20 protein-coding genes are annotated in these 20,716 nt (G+C 55.9%); 14 read left to right on the top strand and 6 right to left on the bottom strand.

Going from position 1 to position 20,716, the window contains the following annotated elements:
* The first annotated feature begins 10 nt into the window (after positions 1-10).
* The 3 genes from tauB to tauD are packed head-to-tail and all read left to right on the top strand — an operon-like array spanning position 11 to position 2,447.
* The gene (tauB, locus tag INF73_RS10975) at positions 11-778 is read left to right on the top strand and encodes a taurine ABC transporter ATP-binding subunit (protein WP_045259872.1); all 768 of its coding nucleotides are present in this window, start codon (positions 11-13) and stop codon (positions 776-778) included.
* Entirely contained in the window at positions 775-1,602 is an 828-nt protein-coding gene (gene tauC / locus INF73_RS10970) for a taurine ABC transporter permease TauC (protein WP_048957569.1), read from the top strand. The genes tauB and tauC overlap by 4 nt, the downstream gene beginning before the upstream one ends.
* Positions 1,599-2,447, top strand: coding sequence for a taurine dioxygenase (gene tauD / locus INF73_RS10965; RefSeq protein WP_041911116.1), 849 nt, complete (start codon positions 1,599-1,601; stop codon positions 2,445-2,447). The genes tauC and tauD overlap by 4 nt, the downstream gene beginning before the upstream one ends.
* A gap of 69 nt (positions 2,448-2,516) precedes the next feature.
* On the opposite strand, the gene INF73_RS10960 is transcribed toward tauD, so the two are convergent.
* Both INF73_RS10960 and hemB read right to left on the bottom strand, forming a co-directional pair.
* Positions 2,517-4,217, bottom strand: coding sequence for a lysophospholipid acyltransferase family protein (locus INF73_RS10960; RefSeq protein WP_049001837.1), 1,701 nt, complete (start codon positions 4,215-4,217; stop codon positions 2,517-2,519).
* Between the two features lie 72 nt (positions 4,218-4,289).
* Positions 4,290-5,264 carry a porphobilinogen synthase gene (hemB, locus tag INF73_RS10955; protein ID WP_193541186.1) on the bottom strand — a complete coding sequence of 325 codons (975 nt, stop codon included), beginning with the start codon at positions 5,262-5,264 and terminating at the stop codon, positions 4,290-4,292.
* A gap of 445 nt (positions 5,265-5,709) precedes the next feature.
* Between hemB and INF73_RS10950 the strand changes: the two genes are divergently transcribed.
* A complete protein-coding gene (locus INF73_RS10950) occupies positions 5,710-8,484 on the top strand; it encodes an autotransporter outer membrane beta-barrel domain-containing protein (protein ID WP_193541187.1) in 2,775 nt (924 codons plus the stop codon).
* 89 nt (positions 8,485-8,573) lie between these two features.
* Positions 8,574-9,200, top strand: a complete 627-nt coding sequence (locus INF73_RS10945) for a helix-turn-helix domain-containing protein (RefSeq protein ID WP_049001841.1) — start codon at positions 8,574-8,576, stop codon at positions 9,198-9,200.
* A gap of 2 nt (positions 9,201-9,202) precedes the next feature.
* Here the strand turns inward: INF73_RS10945 and ampH are convergent, their stop codons facing one another.
* Positions 9,203-10,363, bottom strand: a complete 1,161-nt coding sequence (gene ampH, locus INF73_RS10940) for a D-alanyl-D-alanine-carboxypeptidase/endopeptidase AmpH (protein WP_041911111.1) — start codon at positions 10,361-10,363, stop codon at positions 9,203-9,205.
* 204 nt (positions 10,364-10,567) lie between these two features.
* Between ampH and INF73_RS10935 the strand changes: the two genes are divergently transcribed.
* The 3 genes from INF73_RS10935 to INF73_RS10925 all read left to right on the top strand — a co-directional run bounded on the left by INF73_RS10935 (position 10,568) and on the right by INF73_RS10925 (position 13,548).
* Entirely contained in the window at positions 10,568-11,101 is a 534-nt protein-coding gene (locus INF73_RS10935; RefSeq protein WP_041911110.1) for an isochorismatase family protein, read from the top strand.
* Between the two features lie 114 nt (positions 11,102-11,215).
* On the top strand, positions 11,216-12,436 hold the full coding sequence (gene sbmA, locus INF73_RS10930; protein ID WP_028012117.1) for a peptide antibiotic transporter SbmA: 1,221 nt from the start codon (positions 11,216-11,218) through the stop codon (positions 12,434-12,436).
* Between the two features lie 14 nt (positions 12,437-12,450).
* A complete protein-coding gene (locus INF73_RS10925; RefSeq protein ID WP_049001844.1) occupies positions 12,451-13,548 on the top strand; it encodes a DUF1615 domain-containing protein in 1,098 nt (365 codons plus the stop codon).
* Here INF73_RS10925 and INF73_RS10920 read toward each other — a convergent pair.
* The gene (locus INF73_RS10920) at positions 13,545-13,844 is read right to left on the bottom strand and encodes a DUF2755 family protein (RefSeq protein WP_014882725.1); all 300 of its coding nucleotides are present in this window, start codon (positions 13,842-13,844) and stop codon (positions 13,545-13,547) included. The genes INF73_RS10925 and INF73_RS10920 overlap by 4 nt on opposite strands.
* 249 nt (positions 13,845-14,093) lie before the next feature.
* Here INF73_RS10920 and INF73_RS10915 point away from each other — a divergent pair, with 249 nt between their 5' ends.
* The gene (locus INF73_RS10915; protein WP_028012119.1) at positions 14,094-14,324 is read left to right on the top strand and encodes a DUF2754 domain-containing protein; all 231 of its coding nucleotides are present in this window, start codon (positions 14,094-14,096) and stop codon (positions 14,322-14,324) included.
* Here the strand turns inward: INF73_RS10915 and ddlA are convergent.
* Positions 14,321-15,421 carry a D-alanine--D-alanine ligase gene (ddlA, locus tag INF73_RS10910; protein WP_193541189.1) on the bottom strand — a complete coding sequence of 367 codons (1,101 nt, stop codon included), beginning with the start codon at positions 15,419-15,421 and terminating at the stop codon, positions 14,321-14,323. The genes INF73_RS10915 and ddlA overlap by 4 nt on opposite strands.
* A gap of 103 nt (positions 15,422-15,524) precedes the next feature.
* Here ddlA and INF73_RS10905 point away from each other — a divergent pair, with 103 nt between their 5' ends.
* The 5 genes from INF73_RS10905 (at position 15,525) to adrA (ending at position 19,863) form a co-directional block, all read left to right on the top strand.
* Positions 15,525-16,208 (top strand): extensin family protein, encoded by a 684-nt coding sequence (locus INF73_RS10905; RefSeq protein ID WP_028012121.1) that lies wholly within the window; start codon positions 15,525-15,527, stop codon positions 16,206-16,208.
* Positions 16,209-16,376: 168 nt separating this feature from the next.
* Positions 16,377-17,591: a multidrug efflux MFS transporter gene (locus INF73_RS10900; RefSeq protein WP_193541191.1), complete on the top strand. Its 1,215-nt coding sequence runs from the start codon at positions 16,377-16,379 to the stop codon at positions 17,589-17,591.
* A gap of 209 nt (positions 17,592-17,800) precedes the next feature.
* Positions 17,801-18,061, top strand: a complete 261-nt coding sequence (gene iraP / locus INF73_RS10895; protein ID WP_028012123.1) for an anti-adapter protein IraP — start codon at positions 17,801-17,803, stop codon at positions 18,059-18,061.
* Between the two features lie 275 nt (positions 18,062-18,336).
* The gene (psiF, locus tag INF73_RS10890) at positions 18,337-18,657 is read left to right on the top strand and encodes a phosphate starvation-inducible protein PsiF (protein WP_041911105.1); all 321 of its coding nucleotides are present in this window, start codon (positions 18,337-18,339) and stop codon (positions 18,655-18,657) included.
* A 102-nt stretch (positions 18,658-18,759) separates the two neighbouring features.
* On the top strand, positions 18,760-19,863 hold the full coding sequence (gene adrA, locus INF73_RS10885; protein WP_193541193.1) for a diguanylate cyclase AdrA: 1,104 nt from the start codon (positions 18,760-18,762) through the stop codon (positions 19,861-19,863).
* A gap of 14 nt (positions 19,864-19,877) precedes the next feature.
* Here adrA and proC read toward each other — a convergent pair whose 3' ends face one another.
* On the bottom strand, positions 19,878-20,687 hold the full coding sequence (gene proC / locus INF73_RS10880; RefSeq protein ID WP_041911103.1) for a pyrroline-5-carboxylate reductase: 810 nt from the start codon (positions 20,685-20,687) through the stop codon (positions 19,878-19,880).
* Between the last annotated feature and the right edge of the window lie 29 nt (positions 20,688-20,716).

Here is a 20,716-nt window from a genome sequence, read left to right as displayed (position 1 = left end):
GGAGTCCGCCATGCTGAACATTACGAACCTGTATGCCGATTACGGTGGTAAACCCGCGCTGGAGGACATCAACCTGACGCTGGGCAGCGGTGAACTGCTGGTGGTGCTCGGCCCGTCCGGCTGCGGAAAAACCACGCTGCTGAATCTGATCGCCGGGTTTGTACCGTATCAGCACGGCACCATTCAGCTGGAAGGCAAAAAGGTGGATGGCCCTGGCGCCGAGCGCGGCGTGGTCTTTCAGAACGAAGGATTGCTTCCGTGGCGCAACGTGCAGGAGAACGTGGCGTTTGGGCTCCAGCTTGCGGGTGTGAACCGTGAACAGCGGCTGGCAACCGCGCGGGCGATGCTGAAAAAAGTGGGGCTGGAAGGGGCGGAAAAACGCTTTATCTGGCAGCTTTCCGGCGGCCAGCGTCAGCGCGTCGGGATCGCCCGCGCGCTGGCGGCGAATCCGCAGCTGTTGCTGCTGGACGAGCCGTTCGGGGCGCTGGACGCCTTTACCCGCGAGCAGATGCAAACCCTGCTGCTGCGCCTGTGGCATGAGACGGGCAAGCAGGTGCTGTTAATTACCCACGATATCGAAGAGGCGGTGTTTATGGCGACCGAGCTGGTGCTGCTGTCGCCGGGGCCGGGGCGCGTGCTGGAGCGGCTGCCGCTTGAATTTGCCCGTCGCTACGTCGCGGGGGAGCCGGTGCGCAGCATCAAATCCGATCCGCGGTTTATTGAGCAGCGTGAATATGTCTTAAGCCGCGTGTTCGAACAGCGGGAGGCCTTCTCATGAGCATCGTCTTTAGTGAAAAAACGCGCCGCACGCGTCCGGCGCTGCGCTGGCCTTTCTCACGTCAAATTACGCTGAGCGTCGGTACGCTGCTGGTGCTGCTCGCAGCGTGGTGGGCGGTTGCGGCCCAGCAGTGGGTCAGCCCGCTGTTTCTGCCGCCGCCGGGACAGGTGCTGGCGAAACTCATCTCCATCGCCGGGCCGCAGGGCTTTATGGACGCTACGCTCTGGCAGCATCTCGGCGCAAGCCTGACGCGCATTCTGGTGGCGCTGCTGGCGGCGGTGGTTATCGGTATCCCGGTCGGGATCGCGATGGGCCTAAGCCCGACGGTGCGCGGCATCCTTGACCCGCTGATTGAGCTTTACCGCCCGGTGCCGCCGCTGGCCTATTTGCCGCTGATGGTGATCTGGTTCGGCATCGGCGAAACGTCGAAAATTCTGCTGATTTATCTGGCGATTTTCGCGCCGGTTGCCATGTCGGCGCTGGCGGGCGTGAAGAGTGCCCAGCAGGTGCGCATTCGTGCGGCGCAGTCGCTGGGCGCCAGCCGCACGCAGGTGCTGCTATTCGTGATTCTACCCGGCGCGCTGCCGGAGATTTTAACCGGGCTGCGCATTGGCCTCGGCGTGGGCTGGTCCACGCTGGTGGCGGCAGAGCTGATTGCCGCCACGCGAGGATTAGGGTTTATGGTTCAGTCGGCGGGAGAGTTCCTGGCGACTGACGTGGTGCTGGCAGGGATCGCGGTGATTGCCGCGATCGCCTTCGGATTAGAACTGGGGCTGCGCGCGCTACAGCGCCGCCTGACGCCCTGGCATGGAGAAATACAATGAGTGAACGACTGACCATCACCCCGCTGGGGCCGTATATTGGCGCGCAGGTGTCGGGCCTGGATGTGTCCCGCCCGCTGAGCGATAACCAGTTTGAGCAGCTGTACCACGCGGTGCTGCGCCATCAGGTGGTGTTCCTTCGCGAGCAGGCGATCACCCCGCAGCAGCAGCGCGCGCTGGCGTTGCGTTTTGGCGACCTGCATATTCACCCGGTCTATCCGCATGCGGAAGGGGTGGAGGAGATTATCGTTCTGGATACCCACAACGATAATCCGCCGGACAACGACAACTGGCACACGGACGTCACCTTTATCGAGACGCCGCCCGCCGGGGCAATTCTGGCAGCAAAATTACTGCCAGAGACCGGCGGCGATACGCTGTGGGCGAGCGGGATTGCGGCGTTTGAGGCGCTCTCTGCGCCGTTCCGGACACTGCTGAGCGGCCTGCGGGCGGAGCACGACTTCAAAAAATCGTTCCCGGAATATAAGTACCGTAAAAGCGAAGAGGAGCATCAGCGCTGGCTGGAAGCGGTGGCGAAGCATCCGCCGCTGCTGCACCCGGTGGTGCGCACCCATCCGGTCACGGGCAAGCAGGCGCTGTTCGTGAACGAAGGATTCACGACGCGCATTGTGGACGTGACGGAAAAAGAGAGCGACGCGCTGTTAGGTTTCCTGTTCGCACATATCACTAAACCGGAGTTTCAGGTGCGCTGGCGCTGGCAGGAGAACGACCTGGCGATCTGGGATAACCGCGTGACGCAGCACTACGCCAACGCGGACTATCTGCCGCAGCGCCGGATTATGCAGCGGGCGACGATTTTGGGCGATAAGCCGTTTTACCGCCCCTGATCCTGTAGTACCCGTAGGCCGGGTAAGCGCAGCGCTACCCGGCGAAAACGGTGCACAATTGCCGGCCAATTAAAGGTGCGCCTCAATATACCGCTGATAGCGGTTCGCCTTCAGGTAGCACAAATCCACCAGCACCAGACCGTCTACGCAATTGTTGAACGCCGGGTCGCTGCCAAAATCAATAAACTGCACGCCGCCGGGCTCGCATAGCTCGGAATACTGTTTATACAGCGGCGGTATGCCGCAGCCCAGATTGCCGAGCAGGGATTTCAGCTTCGTCAGATCGTCCACGTAATCCACGCCGCCAAACTGTGCCAGCACGTCCGGTAAGGATGCCGGATACGGCTGACGTGACGCGGCTAGCGGATGCGTCGCCGGGAACCACAGGCGGTAAAAGGCGACCAGCAGATCCCGTGCCGCAGGCGGTAAGCCGCCGGAGATGGAGACGGGGCCAAACAGGTAGCGATAATGTGGGTAACGCGCCAGGTAAGCCCCGATGCCGGACCATAAATAGTCCAGACCTCGACGCCCCCAGTAGCGCGGCTGAATAAAGCTGCGCCCAAGCTCAATGCCGTGCTCAAGCACGTCATGCATTTTGTCGTCGTAGTGGAACAGGCTGTAGCTGTACAGACCTTCAACGCCGCGTTTTTCGATCTGCATGGCCGTCGGCATAAAGCGATACGCCCCGACGATCTCCAGATCCTCTTCATCCCAGAGGATCAGGTGCAGATAATCGTCATCGTAGCTGTCGGTGTCCCGGCGTTTACCGCTCCCTTCCTCCACCGCGCGAAACGCAATCTCGCGCAGGCGGCCCAGTTCGCGCAGAAGAGGCGCCTCTTCCTGCCCGTTGCGCTGCCACAGGTAGATGGTTTTACCGTCGCTGGTTTTACCCAGACACTCCGCCTGCGCCAGCTCGCGTTTCAGGGTGGCCCGGTCTTCCGGACGGGCAATGGCGCACTGGGTTTTGAAGACGCCAGGCAATCCCTTGCCAAGACGCATCACGTGCTGACGGCACTGCTCGGCCATCTCACGTGACGAAAGAGTGGCGCTATGCCAGTGATGCCAGGCGATTTGCTGGCCGATTTTAATCGGCAGCTGGCTGTGGCGGCGGCGGAACATCTGCTGCATTAGCAGCAGCATCGACAATGTCGGCGACACCAGCGTACTGGCATAAAAGAGCAGGCTGTTATGCGCCTGAATATGCACCGGCAGCAGCGGGGCGCGCAGCTTGCTGGCGAGTTTGATAAAGCCGGAGTGCCATTTTTTATCGCGAATGCCTTTGCGCGTGGGGCGTGAAACTTCACCCGCCGGGAAGAAGATCAGCACGCCCGCGTTTTGCAGATGCTGCTCCATCTGAACCAGAGACGATTTCGCCGTCCTGCCGCCCATATTGTCCACCGGAATAAACAGCGAACTGAGAGGCTCAAGGTGGGTCAGCATCCGGTTGGTCACGACTTTAACGTCGCGCCGCACGCGGGAGACGGCGTACATCAGCGCCAGCCCGTCCAGCGTGCCTGTCGGGTGGTTGGCAATAATAACCAGCGGGCCATGTTCGGGGATTTGTTCGAGATCGCGGGCGGAAACGGTGCAGAGAATATCAAGGTGCTCCAGAACTTGCTCCACCATATCCAGTCCTTTCAGGTGGCGGTGAGCGGCGGCAAACTGCTGGAATTCTTCTTCGTAAAACAGCCTTTTTAACAGACTTTTTTGCCAGGGTGCAGGCCTCGCCTGAGGCCAAAGATCGTCGAGAACGCTATCGAGGCTAAACATGATTACTCCTCCTGCCGTCTTGCGAAGACAGTAGAAGGAGCAGATGTCGGTTGTATTGCAGTTTGGTGAAGATTAGCGGAGGATTTTTTTCTCGGCCAGATCCAGCGCGAAGTAGCTGAAGATCAGATCCGCACCCGCGCGTTTGATCGCGCCCAGGCTTTCGAGGATCACTTTCTCTTCGTCGATGGCACCGGCCAGCGCGGCGAATTTGATCATCGCGTATTCACCACTCACCTGGTATGCCCCCAGCGGCAGTTCGGTGCGCTCGCGGATGTCGCGCAGAATATCAAGGTATGCTCCAGCCGGTTTCACCATCAGGCAGTCTGCGCCCTGGGCTTCATCAAGCAGGGATTCACGAATCGCTTCCCGGCGGTTCAGCGGATTCATCTGGTAGGTCTTACGATCGCCCTTCAGCGCCGTACCCGCCGCTTCACGGAACGGGCCGTAGAAGGAGGAGGCAAACTTGGTGGAGTAGGACATGATGGCGGTGTCGGTAAAGCCTGCCGCGTCCAGCGCCTGACGGATAGCCTGAACCTGTCCGTCCATCGCCGCAGACGGCGCGATGAAGTCCGCACCCGCAGCGGCAGCCACGACCGCCTGCTTGCCGAGGTTCAGCAGGGTGGCATCGTTGTCCACGCCGTGATCGCACAGTACGCCGCAGTGCCCGTGGGAGGTGTATTCGCAGAAGCAGGTGTCGGACATGACCACCATTTCTGGCACGGTATCTTTGCAGATGCGGGACATGCGGGCCACGAGGCCATCTTCTTTCCATGCATCGCTGCCGGTGGCGTCGGTATGGTGGGAGATGCCGAAGGTCATCACCGAGCGGATCCCCGCGTTGGCAATGCGTTCAATCTCGCGGGCCAGATGCTTCTCAGGAATGCGCATCACGCTCGGCATGGCTTCGATGGCTTTGTAGTCATCAATCTCTTCTTCAACAAAAATCGGCAACACCAGATCGTTTAAGGTCAGTGTTGTCTCTTCAAACATGGCGCGCAGTGCGGGTGACTTACGCAGGCGGCGGGGACGTGCAATTAAATCGGTCATGGTATGCCTGATGTTTGTGGAACAAAGAAGGTTAGTGTACCTCAAAGTGAAGTGAGGTGTTTTACTAAAGTGGGCATTTTGATACCGATTAATGCGGCCTGTCTATGATTGCCACTGAATTATATATAATTAACTAATCCTGCGGAATGTCGGTTCGAATTATTGATGTTAATTCTATTACGAAGGGAATGTATAAATAAAAATGATCTGTTTATAAAACTTATATCACCTTTGCTTGTTTAGTTTATTTTGACTTTTTCTTTATAGTATTTATATTTAGCGCTCTTTTTCTCTCGTTTTACATCTGCTGATTGTCTGGATACGGACTTAAATGAATCATTCATTGAACCTTTTCTGAATGAAACTGCATAATTCACTCCGCAATTAAACATTGCTAATTGATTTACGGACAAACATGCTTACGTCCCTGAGGAGGGATGACCCAATGCAAACATGGAAAAAGAAACTGGTTGTATCTCAACTTGCATTAGCTTGTACGCTGGCTATCGCTTCTCAGGCTAATGCGAAAGATATTTCCGGTACGACATATAATACTTTTGGATATGATAATACCGCATCTACGCCGTGGTATTATGGCTACGCAGATTGGGATTACTCGGATGCCACCCATGATGGTGACATTTATCCGGTCATCAATAAATCAACCGTAAACGGTGTTATTTCGACTTACTATCTGGATGATGGGGTCAATGGCCGTGCGAACGCGTTGAGTATTTCTAACAGCACCATTAACGGCATGATCACGTCAGAGTGTATGACCACGACGTGTGCAGATGGCGTGGATACTGACGGCACCAGTCATACCCAGTACGATCGTTTTAGTCTGACCGTTGATAACTCCACCATCAACGATGCCTACGAGCATTACGCGTATGATGTCGTCAATGGCGAGAATACTGAAACGCATTATCTGGACACCTATGGTCTGGGTAACGCAATTACCCTGGACGTTGAATCTGATATCGTAATTCAGAACAACTCCCACGTCGCGGGTATCACGCTGACGCAGGGTTATCAGGAACTGGATAACACACCATACGACGGTGTTGAAGGCGTTGCTAACAGCAGCAATGTCTTTACCGATACGCTGGTGGTGAAAGACTCCGTACTGACCTCTGGTGCGTACAGCGATCTGGGCACCAACGGGTTCTACGGTCAAACGGCGAAGCCGAGCGACTACGGTGAAACCAACGCCTCGGCTGCGGATGATGCGGCGCTGATCGTTGCGGCCGGCGCGTCTGATAACGCCATGCAGACCACCGCTACCTTCGATCACTCTACCGTAACGGGTGACATTCTTTTCTCCAGCACCTTTGATAACAACTTCTACGAGAATGGCGATCCGGCAACGGATACCACTGAAGATGGTGTCTATAACCCAACCACCAACGGCTGGGACGGTACCGATACACTGGATGTTACGCTGACTAACGGCAGCAAGTGGGTCGGTGCAGCGCAGTCCAGCGTTGAAGCTATCGGCACTGCGCAGATGTATGGCCAGGGCTACAGCAACGTTGACTGGCACGCTCTGTCCCCGAACAGCATCTGGCCTGATTCTACCTTCGACAGCAACGGTCACGTTGCCGGTGAAGAGGTGTACCAAAGCGGCCTGTTCAATGTGGCGCTGGATAACGGTTCCGAGTGGGATACCCGCAAGGTCTCCAACATTGATGCGCTGACGGTGAACAACCAGTCTCAGGTCAATGTTGAAAACTCCGGCCTGCTGGCGGATTCAATCACCCTGACCAATGCTTCAACCATGAATATTGGCGACAGCGGAGCCGTGGCAACCGACAGCCTGTATCTGGACAGCTATAGCCGTGCGGCACTGACTGAAGAGACAGCAGAGCTGTATGCCAACACCATTACCGTAGACAACGGTGCCGAGCTGGCGCTGGGTCTGGGTCAGGTTGATACGCACAATATGATACTGACCGATGGCGGCGTGCTCAACGTTGCCAGCCGCGATTATGTGCTGAACAGCGATCTGAACAACGCACGCTATATCACCAACGATCGCTACAACGCGGAGTATGACTACGGTGTTGTCGCGCTGAACTCCGACGGCCATCTGGCGGTGAACGGTGACGTTGCCGGTAACTACAAGGTGCGCATCGACGATGCAACCGGCGCTGGTTCAGTTGCCGACTACAAAAACAAAGAGATCGTTCGCGTCTACGACAATAACGCGGATACCGCAGCCAGCTTTACTGCTGCAAACAAAGCTGATTTAGGTGCTTACACCTATCAGGCGCAGCAGGAGGGTGACACCGTTGTTCTCCAGCAGAAAGAGCTGACTGACTACGCCAACATGGCGCTGAGCATTCCTTCTGCCAACACCAATATCTGGAATCTCCAGCAGGATACCGTGGGTACGCGTCTGACCAACAGCCGTCATGGCCTGGCAGACAACGGCGGAGCGTGGGTGAGCTATTTCGGCGGCAATTTTGACGCGGATAACGGCACCGTCAGCTACGATCAGGACGTAAGCGGCATTATGGTCGGTCTGGACACGCAGATTGACGGTAATAATGCGAAGTGGATCGTCGGTGGTGCAGCTGGTTTTGCGAAAGGCGATATCAGCGATCGTACGGGTCAGGTCGATCAGGACAGCCAGACTGCGATGATCTACGCGTCTGCGACGTTTGCGAACAACGTCTTCCTCGACAGCTCACTGAACTACACCCGCTTTAACAATGACCTCTCTGCAACCATGAGCAACGGTCAGTATGTTGACGGTGACACCACCTCTGACGCTGTTGGCTTCGGGATGAAGCTGGGCTATGACTGGAAACCAAACCTCTCAGGCTATATCACCCCTTATGCGGCGATTTCCGGCCTGTTCCAGTCAGGCGACGACTACCAGCTGAGCAACGACATGCGTATCGATGGTCAGTCTTACGACAGCATGCGTTATGAACTTGGCCTGGATGCGGGTTATACCTTCAACTACGGCGGCGAACAGGCTCTGACCCCGTACTTCAAGCTGGCTTACGTCTATGACGATGCTGACAATAATGCTGATATCAACTCTGACAGCATTGATAACGGCGTCGAAGGCTCTGCGGTTCGCGTGGGGCTGGGCACCCAGTTCAGCTTCACCAAAAACTTCAGTGCTTACACCGATGCGACTTATCTGGGCGGCGGCGACGTTGACCAGAACTGGGGAGCAAACCTGGGTGTGAAATATACCTGGTAAATAGAAAGCGCGGGGGATATTTTCCCCCGCTTTTTTATATGGTTTAAAAATAATAAAGAACCGACAGATACAGATGCTTTGAGGTATGCATGAACGTTAATGCGAAACCACTTTCTGAATTAAGCCGGCTCGCAAAATGTCTGGAAGTCGCCGGTACCCCCTTTAAGATCGAACCACAGCAATTAATAACAACCGGCAATAATGATGATGAGCCATTTACTTTTATAATACAGTCTGGTCTTACTGCTATCCATCGTAAATCTGATGAACTTCTGATGGGCATTGCGCAGGCACCTTTTATCTATGGTTTGAATGCATGGATAAATGATAGTTATCTGGAATATTCCATGATGACACACACAACCTGTTCTGGATTTTATTTACCGGCCTCTGCCACGCGTCAACTTATTCAGCAAAATCATCTCTGGCAGGATGCTTTCTGCTGGGTGTCATGGATTAACCATATTCTGGGCAAGCGTGACCTGCAGCTGGTGGGAAATAACTCTTATAGTCAGATCCGGGCGATGTTGATCAATATGGCCGAGTGGGATGACTCGCTGCGCTCAAAAATTGGCGTTATGAATCATATTCAGCGTAGCACACGTATTTCACGTTCGGTCGTTGCAGAAGTCCTGGCTGCGCTGCGTCAGGGGAACTACATCAATATGAGCCGGGGCAAGCTGGTCAGCATCAACCGCTTGCCCACGGAATATTAAGATCAGTTAGACGCAGTAAGCACCTGGGCTTTATTGGCGCTCAGTTCGGCCACCAGGTTATTGATGCCGTCACTCATATTAACGAAGCGCGTGTTCGGAGAACGGGTGACCACCACAAACGCGCCCACGTTGGACTGCGGAATCATTGCCATGTAGGTAATGAATCCGCCGCCGCCGCCGGTTTTCTGAATGATGCCCGGACGGCCATTTTTCGGCGCCATATAGACCCAGCCCAGGCCGAGCGCATCGGCTTTACCCGGCACGTCCATCCCGATGACGCGATGCAGCTGAGTACGCTGATAGATAAGGGTCTGCATACGATCGGCCTGGCTGCTGCGGGAGTAAAAATCCGAAGAAAGGAACTGCTGCATCCAGCGCATCATGTCGCCAGGGGTGGAATAGACCCCGCCGCTGCCCACGGCCGCCAGCGTGTTGTTACAGGGGCTTGCGCCTTTCTCTGCCACCATCAGGCGTTTGCACTGGTCCGGGGAAGGGGTAAAGGTGGTGTCTTTCATGCCCAGCGGACGCGTGATCTGCTCTTCAAAAAGCTGCGGGTAAGGTTTGCCCGCCGCCGTTGAAAGCGCATCCGCCAGCAGATCGAACGCCAGGTTCGAGTAAGAGGCCTGCGAGCCCGGGGCGGATTTCAGCGTGGCGGTGCTCAGGTAGTTCCAGCGCTGTTGGCGCGTTGGCCAGACAAAAACGTCGCGGTGCGCCGCGCCGCCCGGCTGCTCGCGCGGCAGAGCGCTGGTGTGCGTCGCGAGGTTCACCAGGCGAATTGGCGTGCCCTGATACGTCGGCACGCGGGCACCCGGCGGGGCGTATTTGCTGAGCGGATCGTCGAGCTTTACCACGCCCTGGTCGAGCAGCTTCACCAGCATTTCGCTGGTCATCAGCTTGGTTAAGGACGCGACGCGCACAACGGAATCCAGCTGCGGACGAACGTTATTACCTGGACGCGTTTCACCAAAGCTGCGGAAAACGCGCTGGTTGCCGTCGATGACCACCATTGCCATCCCTGTCGCGCCGCTGCCGTAATAGATAAGGTTCGCGTAGCGATCGGCAATATCGGAAGCCAAAACGGGCGCCGTCAGCGGCTGGGCTGCCTGGGCGGTGGAGAAGCTCACCGCACACAGCGCGGCAAATGAGAGCAGACAACGTTTCAACGAAAAGCATCCATGAAGTGAATGAGGAAAGTAATGGGTATTTATACTACTAATCGGCACCGTGCAATGCCCCGAATAGCATAACCATAGCGAGAAAAACGTAACCATGGGTAAATATGAAGAATTTCCCTGCGAGCGCTCTCCCATTTTGTGACATCGGGCTTATGATAGGCACCAGTGTTACTCAATCTTGCGGAGAACGGTATGTCTGAAAAGCGTGTGGTAATGGTGGTTGATATGCAGAACGGGGTGTTTGAAACCCCGCGTCATCAGCGCGAGACGTGTGTCTCTCTGATCAACCAGCTTACGCAGGCTGCCGACACGGTGATTTTTATTCAGCATGCCGAGGCCGGGGGGCTGGAAGAGGGAAGTGACGGGTTTGCGTTGCTGCCTGAACTCCATCAACCTGCCGGCGCGCTGTACGTGACCAAAACCGCCTGCGATGCCTTCTATAACACCGGGCTTGAGGCGCTGTTACGCGAGCAGGGCATTCGCGAGTTTGTCATCTGCGGCTGCGCCACCGATTACTGCGTTGACGCCACGGTCAAGAATGGCGTCAGCCGGGGTTACCACATTACCGTGGCGGAAGATGCCCACACCACCGCCAACCGCCCGGCTGCCGAAGCACAGATCCTGATTCACCACCACAACGACGTCTGGCGAAACTTCATTGCGCCAGCGAACCCTGTCGCGGTGAAACGCACCGAAACAATTCTCGAAAACTGGAAAGCGAACTAATAATCAACCCACGGGTCTGACCTTTTTGCCCGAGCCGGGGTCCGGCTCGGGCAAGGTATTCGTGTGGTAATGTGTTGAGCACAGCAACAACCATAACAACAAGAAGGAAGTATCATGTTTAAGTCTTTTTTCCCAAAGCCGGGGCCTTTTTTCCTGTCGGCATTTATTTGGGCACTGATCGCAGTCGTGTTCTGGCTGGCGGGCGGCGGTGCATGGCTGACGCGCATCGTGGGGGCGACAGGCGAGGTGCCGATTAGCGCGGCGCGCTTCTGGTCGTTCAGCTATCTGCTGTTTTATGCCTATTACGCGCTGTGCGTCGGGCTGTTTGCGCTGTTCTGGTTTAATTATTCCCCTCATCGCTGGCAGACGTGGTCCATTCTCGGAACGTCGCTGATTATTTTTGTCACCTGGTTTCTGGTCGAAGTGAGCGTAGCCATTAACGCGTGGTATGCCCCGTTCTACGATCTCATCCAGAAAGCGCTGAGCGCCCCTAACAGGGTGCCAATTGGCGAGCTTTATAATCAGTTAAAAATTTTTATGGGCATTGCCATGATCGCTGTCACCGTGGCGGTGCTGAATAATTTCTTCGTCAGCCATTACGTCTTCCGCTGGCGTACGGCGATGAACGAATTCTACATGACCCACTGGGAGCGTCTGCGCCATATTGAAGGTGCTGCTCAGCGTGTTCAGGAAGACACCATGCGTTTTGCGTCAACGCTTGAGGATATGGGCGTCAGCCTGCTTAATGCCATCCTGAAACTGTTTGCGTTCTTACCGATTCTGGTCGCGCTTTCTCCGCATATTTCAGCATTGCCGATTGTCGGACATTTACCGTACGGCCTGCTCATCCCGGCGCTGATTTGGTCGCTTATGGGCACAGGCCTGCTTGCCGTCGTCGGGATTAAGCTGCCGGGCTTAGAGTTTAAGAATCAGCGTGTGGAAGCGGCCTATCGTAAGGAGCTGGTCTACGGAGAGGACGACCCAACGCGCGCTGCGCCCCCGACGATAAAAGAGCTGTTCCGCAACGTCCGTTTCAACTATTTCCGGCTCTATTTCCACTACATGTATTTCAATATTGCCCGTATTTTCTATCTGCAGGTCGATACTGTTTTTGGACTATTCCTGTTGTTCCCGTCTATTGTTGCGGGAACAATCACGCTGGGCTTACTGACCCAGATTACCAACGTGTTCGATCAGGTCAGAAACTCGTTCCAGTATCTGATCAACTCCTGGACCACGCTGGTGGAGCTGATGTCCATCTACAAACGTCTGCGCAGCTTTGAACATGAGCTGGACGATCGGGACCTGCAGGAAGTCACCAACACATTTAGCTAATACAGGGAGTTGCTATGTCTTTTGCCGTACCGCGTGCGTTACCGCTGTCCTTGCTGGCTGCCCTCGTTCTGGCGGGCTGTGCCGAAAAAGGGGCTGCTCCGCTTAAAAAGGGCGAGAAGCCCGTGGATGTCGCAAGCGTTGTACGGCAAAAAATGCCCGCCAGCGTGAAGGATCGCAATGCGTGGGCGGATGCGCTGGCAAAAACCTTTGAAAGCCAGAAGATTGCCCCAACCGAGGAGAATATCTGCTCGGTGCTGGCGGTGGCGCAGCAGGAGTCGATGTACCAGTCAGACCCGGTGGTGCCGGGTCTCAACAAAATTGCCTGGAAAGAGATCGACCGCCGCGCGGAATCGATGCATATCCCGGTGTTCCTCGTGCATACCGCGCTGAAAATCACCTCGCCAAACGGCAAAAGCTACAGCGAGCGGCTGGACACGGTGAAAACCGAAAAACAGCTCAGCGCCATCTTTGATGATTTCATTAACATGGTGCCGATGGGGCAGAAACTGTTTGGCTCACTGAACCCGGTTCACACCGGCGGCCCGATGCAGGTGAGCATTGCGTTTGCCGAGAAGCATACCGACGGCTACCCGTGGGAAATTGACGGTACGGTGCGTCAGGAGGTCTTCTCCCTGCGCGGCGGGCTGTGGTTCGGCACGTATCATCTGCTGAACTATCCGGCGAACTACAGCGAGCCCTTGTACCGCTTTGCAGACTTTAACGCGGGCTGGTATGCCAGCCGTAACGCGGCGTTTCAGAGCGCGGTTAGCCGCGCAAGCGGCGTCAAGCTGGCGCTGGACGGCGATCTTATCGCCTACGGCAGCAGCGAGGCGGGAAGCACCGAGCGGGCGATCCGGAAATTATCGACAACGCTTGATATGAGCAACAGCGACATTCGCCGTCAGCTTGAGAAAGGCGACAGCCTGGCATTTGAGAAAACGGAACTCTACAAGAAAGTGTTTGCGCTTGCCGATAAGAAGAGTGGGAAAACGTTGCCGAGGGCAATTCTGCCGGGGATTCAGCTGGAAAGCCCGAAGATCACGCGTAACCTGACCACCGCCTGGTTCGCAAAACGCGTGGACGATCGCCGGGCTCGCTGTATGGGGCTTTAATGGCGACGACGAAAGCGCAGGACGAGCGCGACAACGCCTAAAATCATACACCCCGCGAGGAAGGGAACGAGGCCAAACAGCGTGCTCACGCCAAAGCCGATTTCAACCCGCGGGCGTCCGTTATCCTGCACCTGCATCAGGTGTTCATAAACGCCCGGCGCGTGCACCAGCATATTAAGCAGCTGGGAGCCAGCCCAGAAGCAGAACAGGACAAACAGGGCATACGCGATATTACCCGCCGTGGAGGTTTTTGGTTTGCCGCCAAAAATCGGTTTCGACAATGTAAAGTCAGCCATGTTGACCTCCCGAAATATCACTCTGTTTTAATACGCGTCTTACGGGGTGAGTTTGACAGGTCATCGCATTTGTCAATATCAGAATCGTGGTAATTTTCGCTCAGGATTTCTCCTGGATTGTTGATTTCTGCAGCATGTCACAATTTGTTAACTTAAATGAAACTGCACCGCATTTCAGAATTTCCGCATCTGCCACAGACCTGGCGGTGAAACTGTGAGAGGATGTCTTTTTTTCCTGCCGGAGTTGTTATGAAGCTCACGTCCAAACTTCGCCGTGACTGGCACTACTACGCCTTTGCTATCGGGCTGATCTTTATTCTTAACGGCGTCGTGGGGCTGTTGGGATTTGAAGCGAAAGGCTGGCAAACCTATGCCGTGGGCCTGGTGACCTGGGTAATCAGTTTCTGGCTGGCAGGGCTGATAATCCGCCGCCGTCCGGAAGAGACGACAGCGGAGGAGACGGCTAAGGGTGCCGATTAGCCGTTAACGGAACTTTTCAGGGCGCTGTCGGCGGCATGACGCTCCAGCGCCAGCTCGATCAGGCGGGTGATCAGCTCAGAGTAGCCAAGCCCGCTGGCCTGCCACAGTTTTGGATACATGCTGATATTGGTGAAACCCGGCAGCGTGTTGATTTCATTGATCACCACCTCGTTCTCCGGCGTCAGGAACACGTCCACGCGTGCCATGCCGCTGCAGCCGAGCGTCTGATAGGCCTCAATGGCGATCGCCCGGATCTTATCGTTAATGGCCGGATCGATATCCGCAGGAACAACAACCTGGGCGCCTTTATCATCAATATATTTGGTGTCGTACGAGTAGAAGTCGCTGTTTAAGACCACTTCACCGCAGGTGCTGGCCTGTGGGAAATCGTTGCCCAGCACCGCGCACTCAATTTCGCGACCTTTGATCCCCTGCTCAACCACCACTTTATGGTCGAACTCGAACGCCAGACGGACGGCTTGCGTGAACTCTGCTTCGGTGGTGACTTTGCTGACGCCCACGGAGGAGCCCTGGTTGGCTGGCTTCACAAACAGCGGCAGACCCAGTTCAGTGCTAATTTGCGCGAAGCTGTGCTTGTCGCGGTTGGCGCGGGTGAGCGTCACGAACGGCGCGATATTCAGCCCGGCATCGCGCAGCAGGCGTTTGGTGACGTCTTTGTCCATGCAGGCGGCGGAGCCCAGCACGTCCGAGCCCACGAACGGCAGGTTGGCCATGCGTAACATTCCCTGCAGGGAACCGTCTTCGCCGAGGGTGCCGTGCACGATGGGGAAGACCACGTCGATCTGGGCGAGAGCCTGCGCGTTGCCTGCGTCGATGAGCTGACCCTTCACGACGCCGGGTACGGTGGCGACGCTAATTTCCGAAGGATTAAGGGCGATGTGTGCTGGATCGTGGGCATTCAGCAGATACTGGCTGGCATCGTTAACATGCCACTGGCCCTGTTTATCAATGCCCAGCAGCACCACGTCGAAACGGCTTTTATCGATCGCATCAACGATATTTTTAGCCGATTGCAATGACACCTCGTGCTCCGCTGATTTTCCCCCAAAGACAATACCTACGCGCTGCTTTGCCATCTCACTCTCTTCCAGTCTGACGAAAAGCCAATAACATACCACGATGCCCTGCGGGTTTCGCGGCCTTCTGCCATAATGTTTTGGGGAACAGTGAGGGGGGAGAGTGAAAGGAAAAACGCTGCTGACCATTTTCATCCTTGGGGCAATCGCAACGGCGGGCTATCGCTGGCTGCCGTCTTACTACAACCCTTTCACGCCGCTGAACCTGGACGACCCGCCTGGCCGCATTACCCAGTATAAGCTGCGGCACTTAACGCCCGAAGCCTGCGCGAGCCTGTTAGCGCAGGCTAATCAAAAAAAACTGATCCGCACCCAGGCGGTCGCTGACAGCGGCGGGGAATGCCCGCTGAACAACGTCGTGCGCGTGCGTGACTTTGGCCCGGTGAGCCTGAACGGCAGTTTTCTTGCCAGCTGTCCGCTGGCGCTCAGCTCAGCCCTGTTTGTCAGCCAGCAGGCCCGGCCCCTGACTAAACGCTTTACCGGCAGTGAACTGACGCGCATTGAGCACCTCGGCAGCTTTGCCTGCCGCAATATCTACCACCGGCCCGATGCGCGGCGCAGCGAGCATGCCACGGCAGAGGCGCTGGATATCGCCGCTTTTCGGCTGGCGAACGGAGAGCGCGTTACGGTACTTAACGGCTGGAAATCGGCAAAAACGCAGCCCTGGCTGAAGGCTCTGCTGGCGGCAAGCTGCGGTTACTACGGAAACGGTCTTGGGCCGGAATATAACGCGGCGCACGCCAGCCATTTTCATCTGGGAATGCGCGGCTTTGGTCTCTGCCGCTGAAGCATAATCTTCCGCCAGAAAATGGATGAATTGTGACTTATTTCACAAATATGATGACTGGGAAGATAAAACACCAAAGTCAGCGAGGCCGCATCTCTGGTGCGACGTTAAGGCGCGTAACTTGCTAATCTGACGGCGAATTCGCCTAAAAATGAAGACTATTTCTGTATGGAATCCTGGAAAGTTAATCTCATCTCGGTCTGGTTCGGCTGCTTCTTCACCGGGCTTGCCATCAGCCAGATCCTGCCGTTCCTGCCGCTGTACGTGTCACAGCTGGGGGTCAGCTCCCACGAAGCGCTGTCCATGTGGTCCGGGCTGACGTTCAGCGTCACGTTTCTGGTCTCCGCCATTGTGTCACCGATGTGGGGCAGCCTGGCGGATCGGAAAGGGCGTAAGCTGATGCTTCTGCGCGCCTCCCTCGGGATGGCGATTGCTATTCTGCTCCAGGCCTTCGCCACCAACGTCTGGCAGCTGTTTTTCCTGCGGGCGGTGATGGGGCTGACGTCCGGGTATATTCCCAACGCCATGGCGCTGGTTGCCTCTCAGGTGCCGCGCGAGCGCAGCGGCTGGGCGCTGAGTACGCTCTCTACCGCCCAGATCAGCGGCGTTATCGGCGGCCCGCTGCTGGGAGGCTTTCTGGCTGACCATGTCGGTCTGCGCGCGGTATTCATCATCACCGCAATCCTGCTGGTGATCAGCTTTCTGGTTACGCTCTTTCTTATCAAAGAGGGGGGCCGCCCCGTTATCAGTAAATCTGAGCGCCTGAACGGCAAGGCCGTCTTCGCCTCGCTGCCATACCCGGGACTCGTGATTAGCCTGTTTGTCACCACCATGGTGATCCAGCTCTGCAACGGTTCGGTCGGCCCGATTCTGGCGCTGTTTATCAAGTCGATGGAGCCGGACAGCAACAATATCGCCTTTCTCAGCGGCATGATTGCCGCTGTGCCGGGCGTCTCCGCGCTGATCTCTGCCCCGCGTCTGGGAAAACTGGGCGACAGGATCGGCACGGCGCGCATCCTGATGGCGACGCTGATTTTTGCGGTGGTGCTCTTTTTCGCCATGTCGTTTGTTACCTCTCCGCTTCAGCTGGGCGTGCTGCGGTTTTTACTCGGCTTTGCGGATGGCGCTATGTTGCCCGCCGTACAGACATTGCTGGTCAAATATTCCAGCGACCAGGTCACGGGGCGTATTTTTGGCTATAACCAGTCGTTTATGTATTTAGGCAACGTCGCCGGTCCGCTTATTGGTGCGTCCGTTTCTGCAATGGCGGGTTTTCGCTGGGTATTTGCCGCGACGGCGATTGTCGTTTTAATCAATATTATCCAGCTGGCAATTGCCCTGCGTCGCCGCAGACAATTAGCGGAGGCGAAATCAGCGAAATAATCTTTTCGCAGATGTATTATATATTCTTATGGTAGCCGCATTTTTATATAACAAAATGCGGCGTTTTTTATAGAAAAACGTTTCGCTGAAAAGATCGCTGCGCTAATTTGGCGGCAATGTCACTTTTGCATAAGATAATACTTTTCTCCGCTTTGCATATTTCATTCCTGGTGTTAATTTCAGAGAAAATCCCATAAGGAAATAGCACGATGAAGAATCTCATTGCTGAGTTGCTGGTTAAGCTTGCACAAAAGGAAGAGGAGTCGAAAGAGCTGGTCGCCCAGGTCGAAGCGCTGGAAATAGTTGTCACCGCGCTGCTGCGGCAGATGGCAACATCGGATCAGCAGGCGTTAATTGAAAGCATTGAAGGAGCGCTGGATAAGGCGCGGCCCGATACGCAGGTTCCGCCAGAAGATGCCGAGTTGCTGCAGCAATACGTAAAGAAGCTGTTGAGGCATCCGCGCAGTTAAGCCGTTACTGACATGTCATAGGATTGTCATGCAGGATGCCTGGAGTCGCTCTGTTTTATTTTTGTATTTGTACATGAAGAAAATAAATTGAAACAGAGCGCGCTTTTTAGCGCGTTACATTCCCTGTTAATTACCCCTGCCATTGATGCTGATACCGTCAATTCATGCGCGCTGGAACTGAAATGATAAATTCCCGGCGGAAATCACATCTGCCGGGTGGTTTTTTTCCGGTCACGAACCAGACTTACAGGGAACGTTCACAAAAGGATGGTGCAATGAAAACAACATTACTGGTTACTCTGCTCTCCGGCCTGTTCCTGATCTCCTCGGCGAACGCGGAAGAAAAAACATTAACGCCGCAACAGCAACGCATGACCACCTGTAATCAACAGGCGACGTCCCAGAGTCTGAAGGGGGATGCACGTAAAACCTACATGAGCGACTGCCTGAAAAACGGCGCCGCGAAACCCGGCGAAAAAAGCCTGACGCCGCAGCAGCAAAAAATGCGCGAGTGTAATGCGAAAGCAACCGAACAGTCCCTCAAGGGCGACGATCGCAGCAAGTTCATGAGTGCCTGCCTGAAGAAAAAAGTGTAGTTCTAACGGGTGAGCGGCTCCGGCGGCTCACCCGAAATTTCATACTTTCCCCTCAGACCCCCTCTCTATAATTTGGGAAAATGTTTCAGAATATTCCCAAAAATGATGAATGATGACATTTATTACTACAAAAAGCGCATTCGGGAAGAGTGGAGTTTAACCCTTTCTCAGGATGACCCTCACCGTACCGGCATCCAGTTTGCCAGGCGAGCCCGGCTGGCGCGCGTTGTCGGGCTGGCGGCGATGTTTGTCCCGGTGGCGGAAATTCTGGTCAGCCATTTTTTACCCGGCGGCTGGTGGTTGTTGCTGGTGGGGTGGGCATTCATCTGGCCGCACTTTGCCTGGCAGTTATCCTGCCGCGCCGCTTCACCTCATCAGCAGGAAATTTTTAACCTCAAGATGGATGCCGTTATAGCCGGGGTCTGGATCGGCGTGATGGGGATGTATGAATTACCCACTGCGGCGCTGGTGATGATGGTGGGGATGAACATGATGGGCTCTGGCGGCTGCCGCCTTTTTATCGCGGGGATCGTGCTCACCCTGCTTACTGCGCTGCTTACGTTACCGCTTGCTGGCAGAGCGCTGCCCTTTAATCCGGGGGCGCTGGAGTGGGGCTTAACGCTTCCTGTCCTTATGCTTTATCCCATGCTGTTTGCCTGGCTTAGCCATCGAACGGCCGTCAGGCTGGCGGAACATAAGCGACGGCTGGAAATGATGAGCACCCGTGACGGTATGACCGGGGTGTTTAACCGCCGACATTGGGAAATGCTGCTGCGCAATGAATTTGAGCACTGTCGCCGGAGCCACTGCACCGCCACGATATTGCTGATTGATATCGACCACTTTAAAAACATCAACGATACCTGGGGGCACGACGCAGGCGACAAGGCCATCGTGGCCATTACCCGCCAGCTTCAGATGTCGGTACGGTCAGGCGATGCGATAGGCCGGTTTGGCGGGGATGAGTTCGCGGTGATTATGTCCCAGACGGCCGCTGAAAGCGCCATCGCCGTCATGTCGCGGGTTCACGCGCGGCTGGAAACGCTGTCGTTACCGTGCGCGCCGAAGGAGCCTCTGCGCATCAGCGTGGGCGTGGCCCCCTGGGGGCCGCAGTTTGTACACTATCGGGAATGGTTGAAGGCGGCAGATGTGGCGCTGTATAAGGCGAAAAATGCCGGGCGCGGCCGCACCGAAGTGGCCGCCTGACGCCCGGCCAGACATCAGGATTTACTCAGCTTCTCTGACTTTTCCATGCATTTTGCCATCGCTTCGATAACCGCAGAACGGAACCCGCGTTCTTCCAGCACCCGCACCGCTTCGATGGTGGTACCGGCCGGGGAGCAGACCATATCCTTCAGTTCACCCGGGTGTTTACCGGTCTCCAGCACCATTTTGGCGGAGCCCATCACTGCCTGCGCGGCGAATTTATACGCCTGCGCGCGCGGCATCCCGCCGAGCACGGCGGCGTCCGCCATCGCTTCTAAAAACATGAAAACGTACGCGGGGGCTGAACCGCTCACGCCGACCACCGGATGGATCATGGATTCGGCAATCACTTCCGCCTCGCCGAAGCAGCGGAAAATGTTCAGCACGTCCGCCACCTCTTCTGAAGTCACCAGCGCGTTAGGGGTGACGGAGGTCATACCGGCGTTGACCAGTGAGGGGGTATTCGGCATCGCGCGGACGATTTTACGATCGTGGCCCAGCGCGCGCGCCAGCTGATCGAGCGTCACGCCTGCGGCAATCGACACGACCAGCGTCTCTTTATTCAGGCTGGAGGTGATGTCGCTTAACACTTTGATCATGATGTTCGGCTTAACGGCACCAAAGACGATATCGGCAACCTGGGCCACCTCCTGCGCGCTTTCGGCGGCGTTGATCCCGTATTGATCGCGCAACGCGGCGACGTTATCCGGTGACGGGGTATAAACCCAAATCTGACCCGGCAGAACCTGCCCGCTGGCGATCAGGCCGCCCAGGATGGCTTTGCCCATGTTACCGCAGCCGATAAACCCGATTTTCTTGTCCATCATGATTCTCCGTCATTATGCGTTGTTTT

Origin of the sequence: Enterobacter cloacae complex sp. P6RS, assembly GCF_014982245.1 — a bacterium.
Classification (GTDB): Bacteria; Pseudomonadota; Gammaproteobacteria; order Enterobacterales; family Enterobacteriaceae; genus Enterobacter; species Enterobacter bugandensis.
Note: the sequence above shows the minus strand (reverse complement) of the source record. Positions and strands in the feature narration are given on the sequence as shown.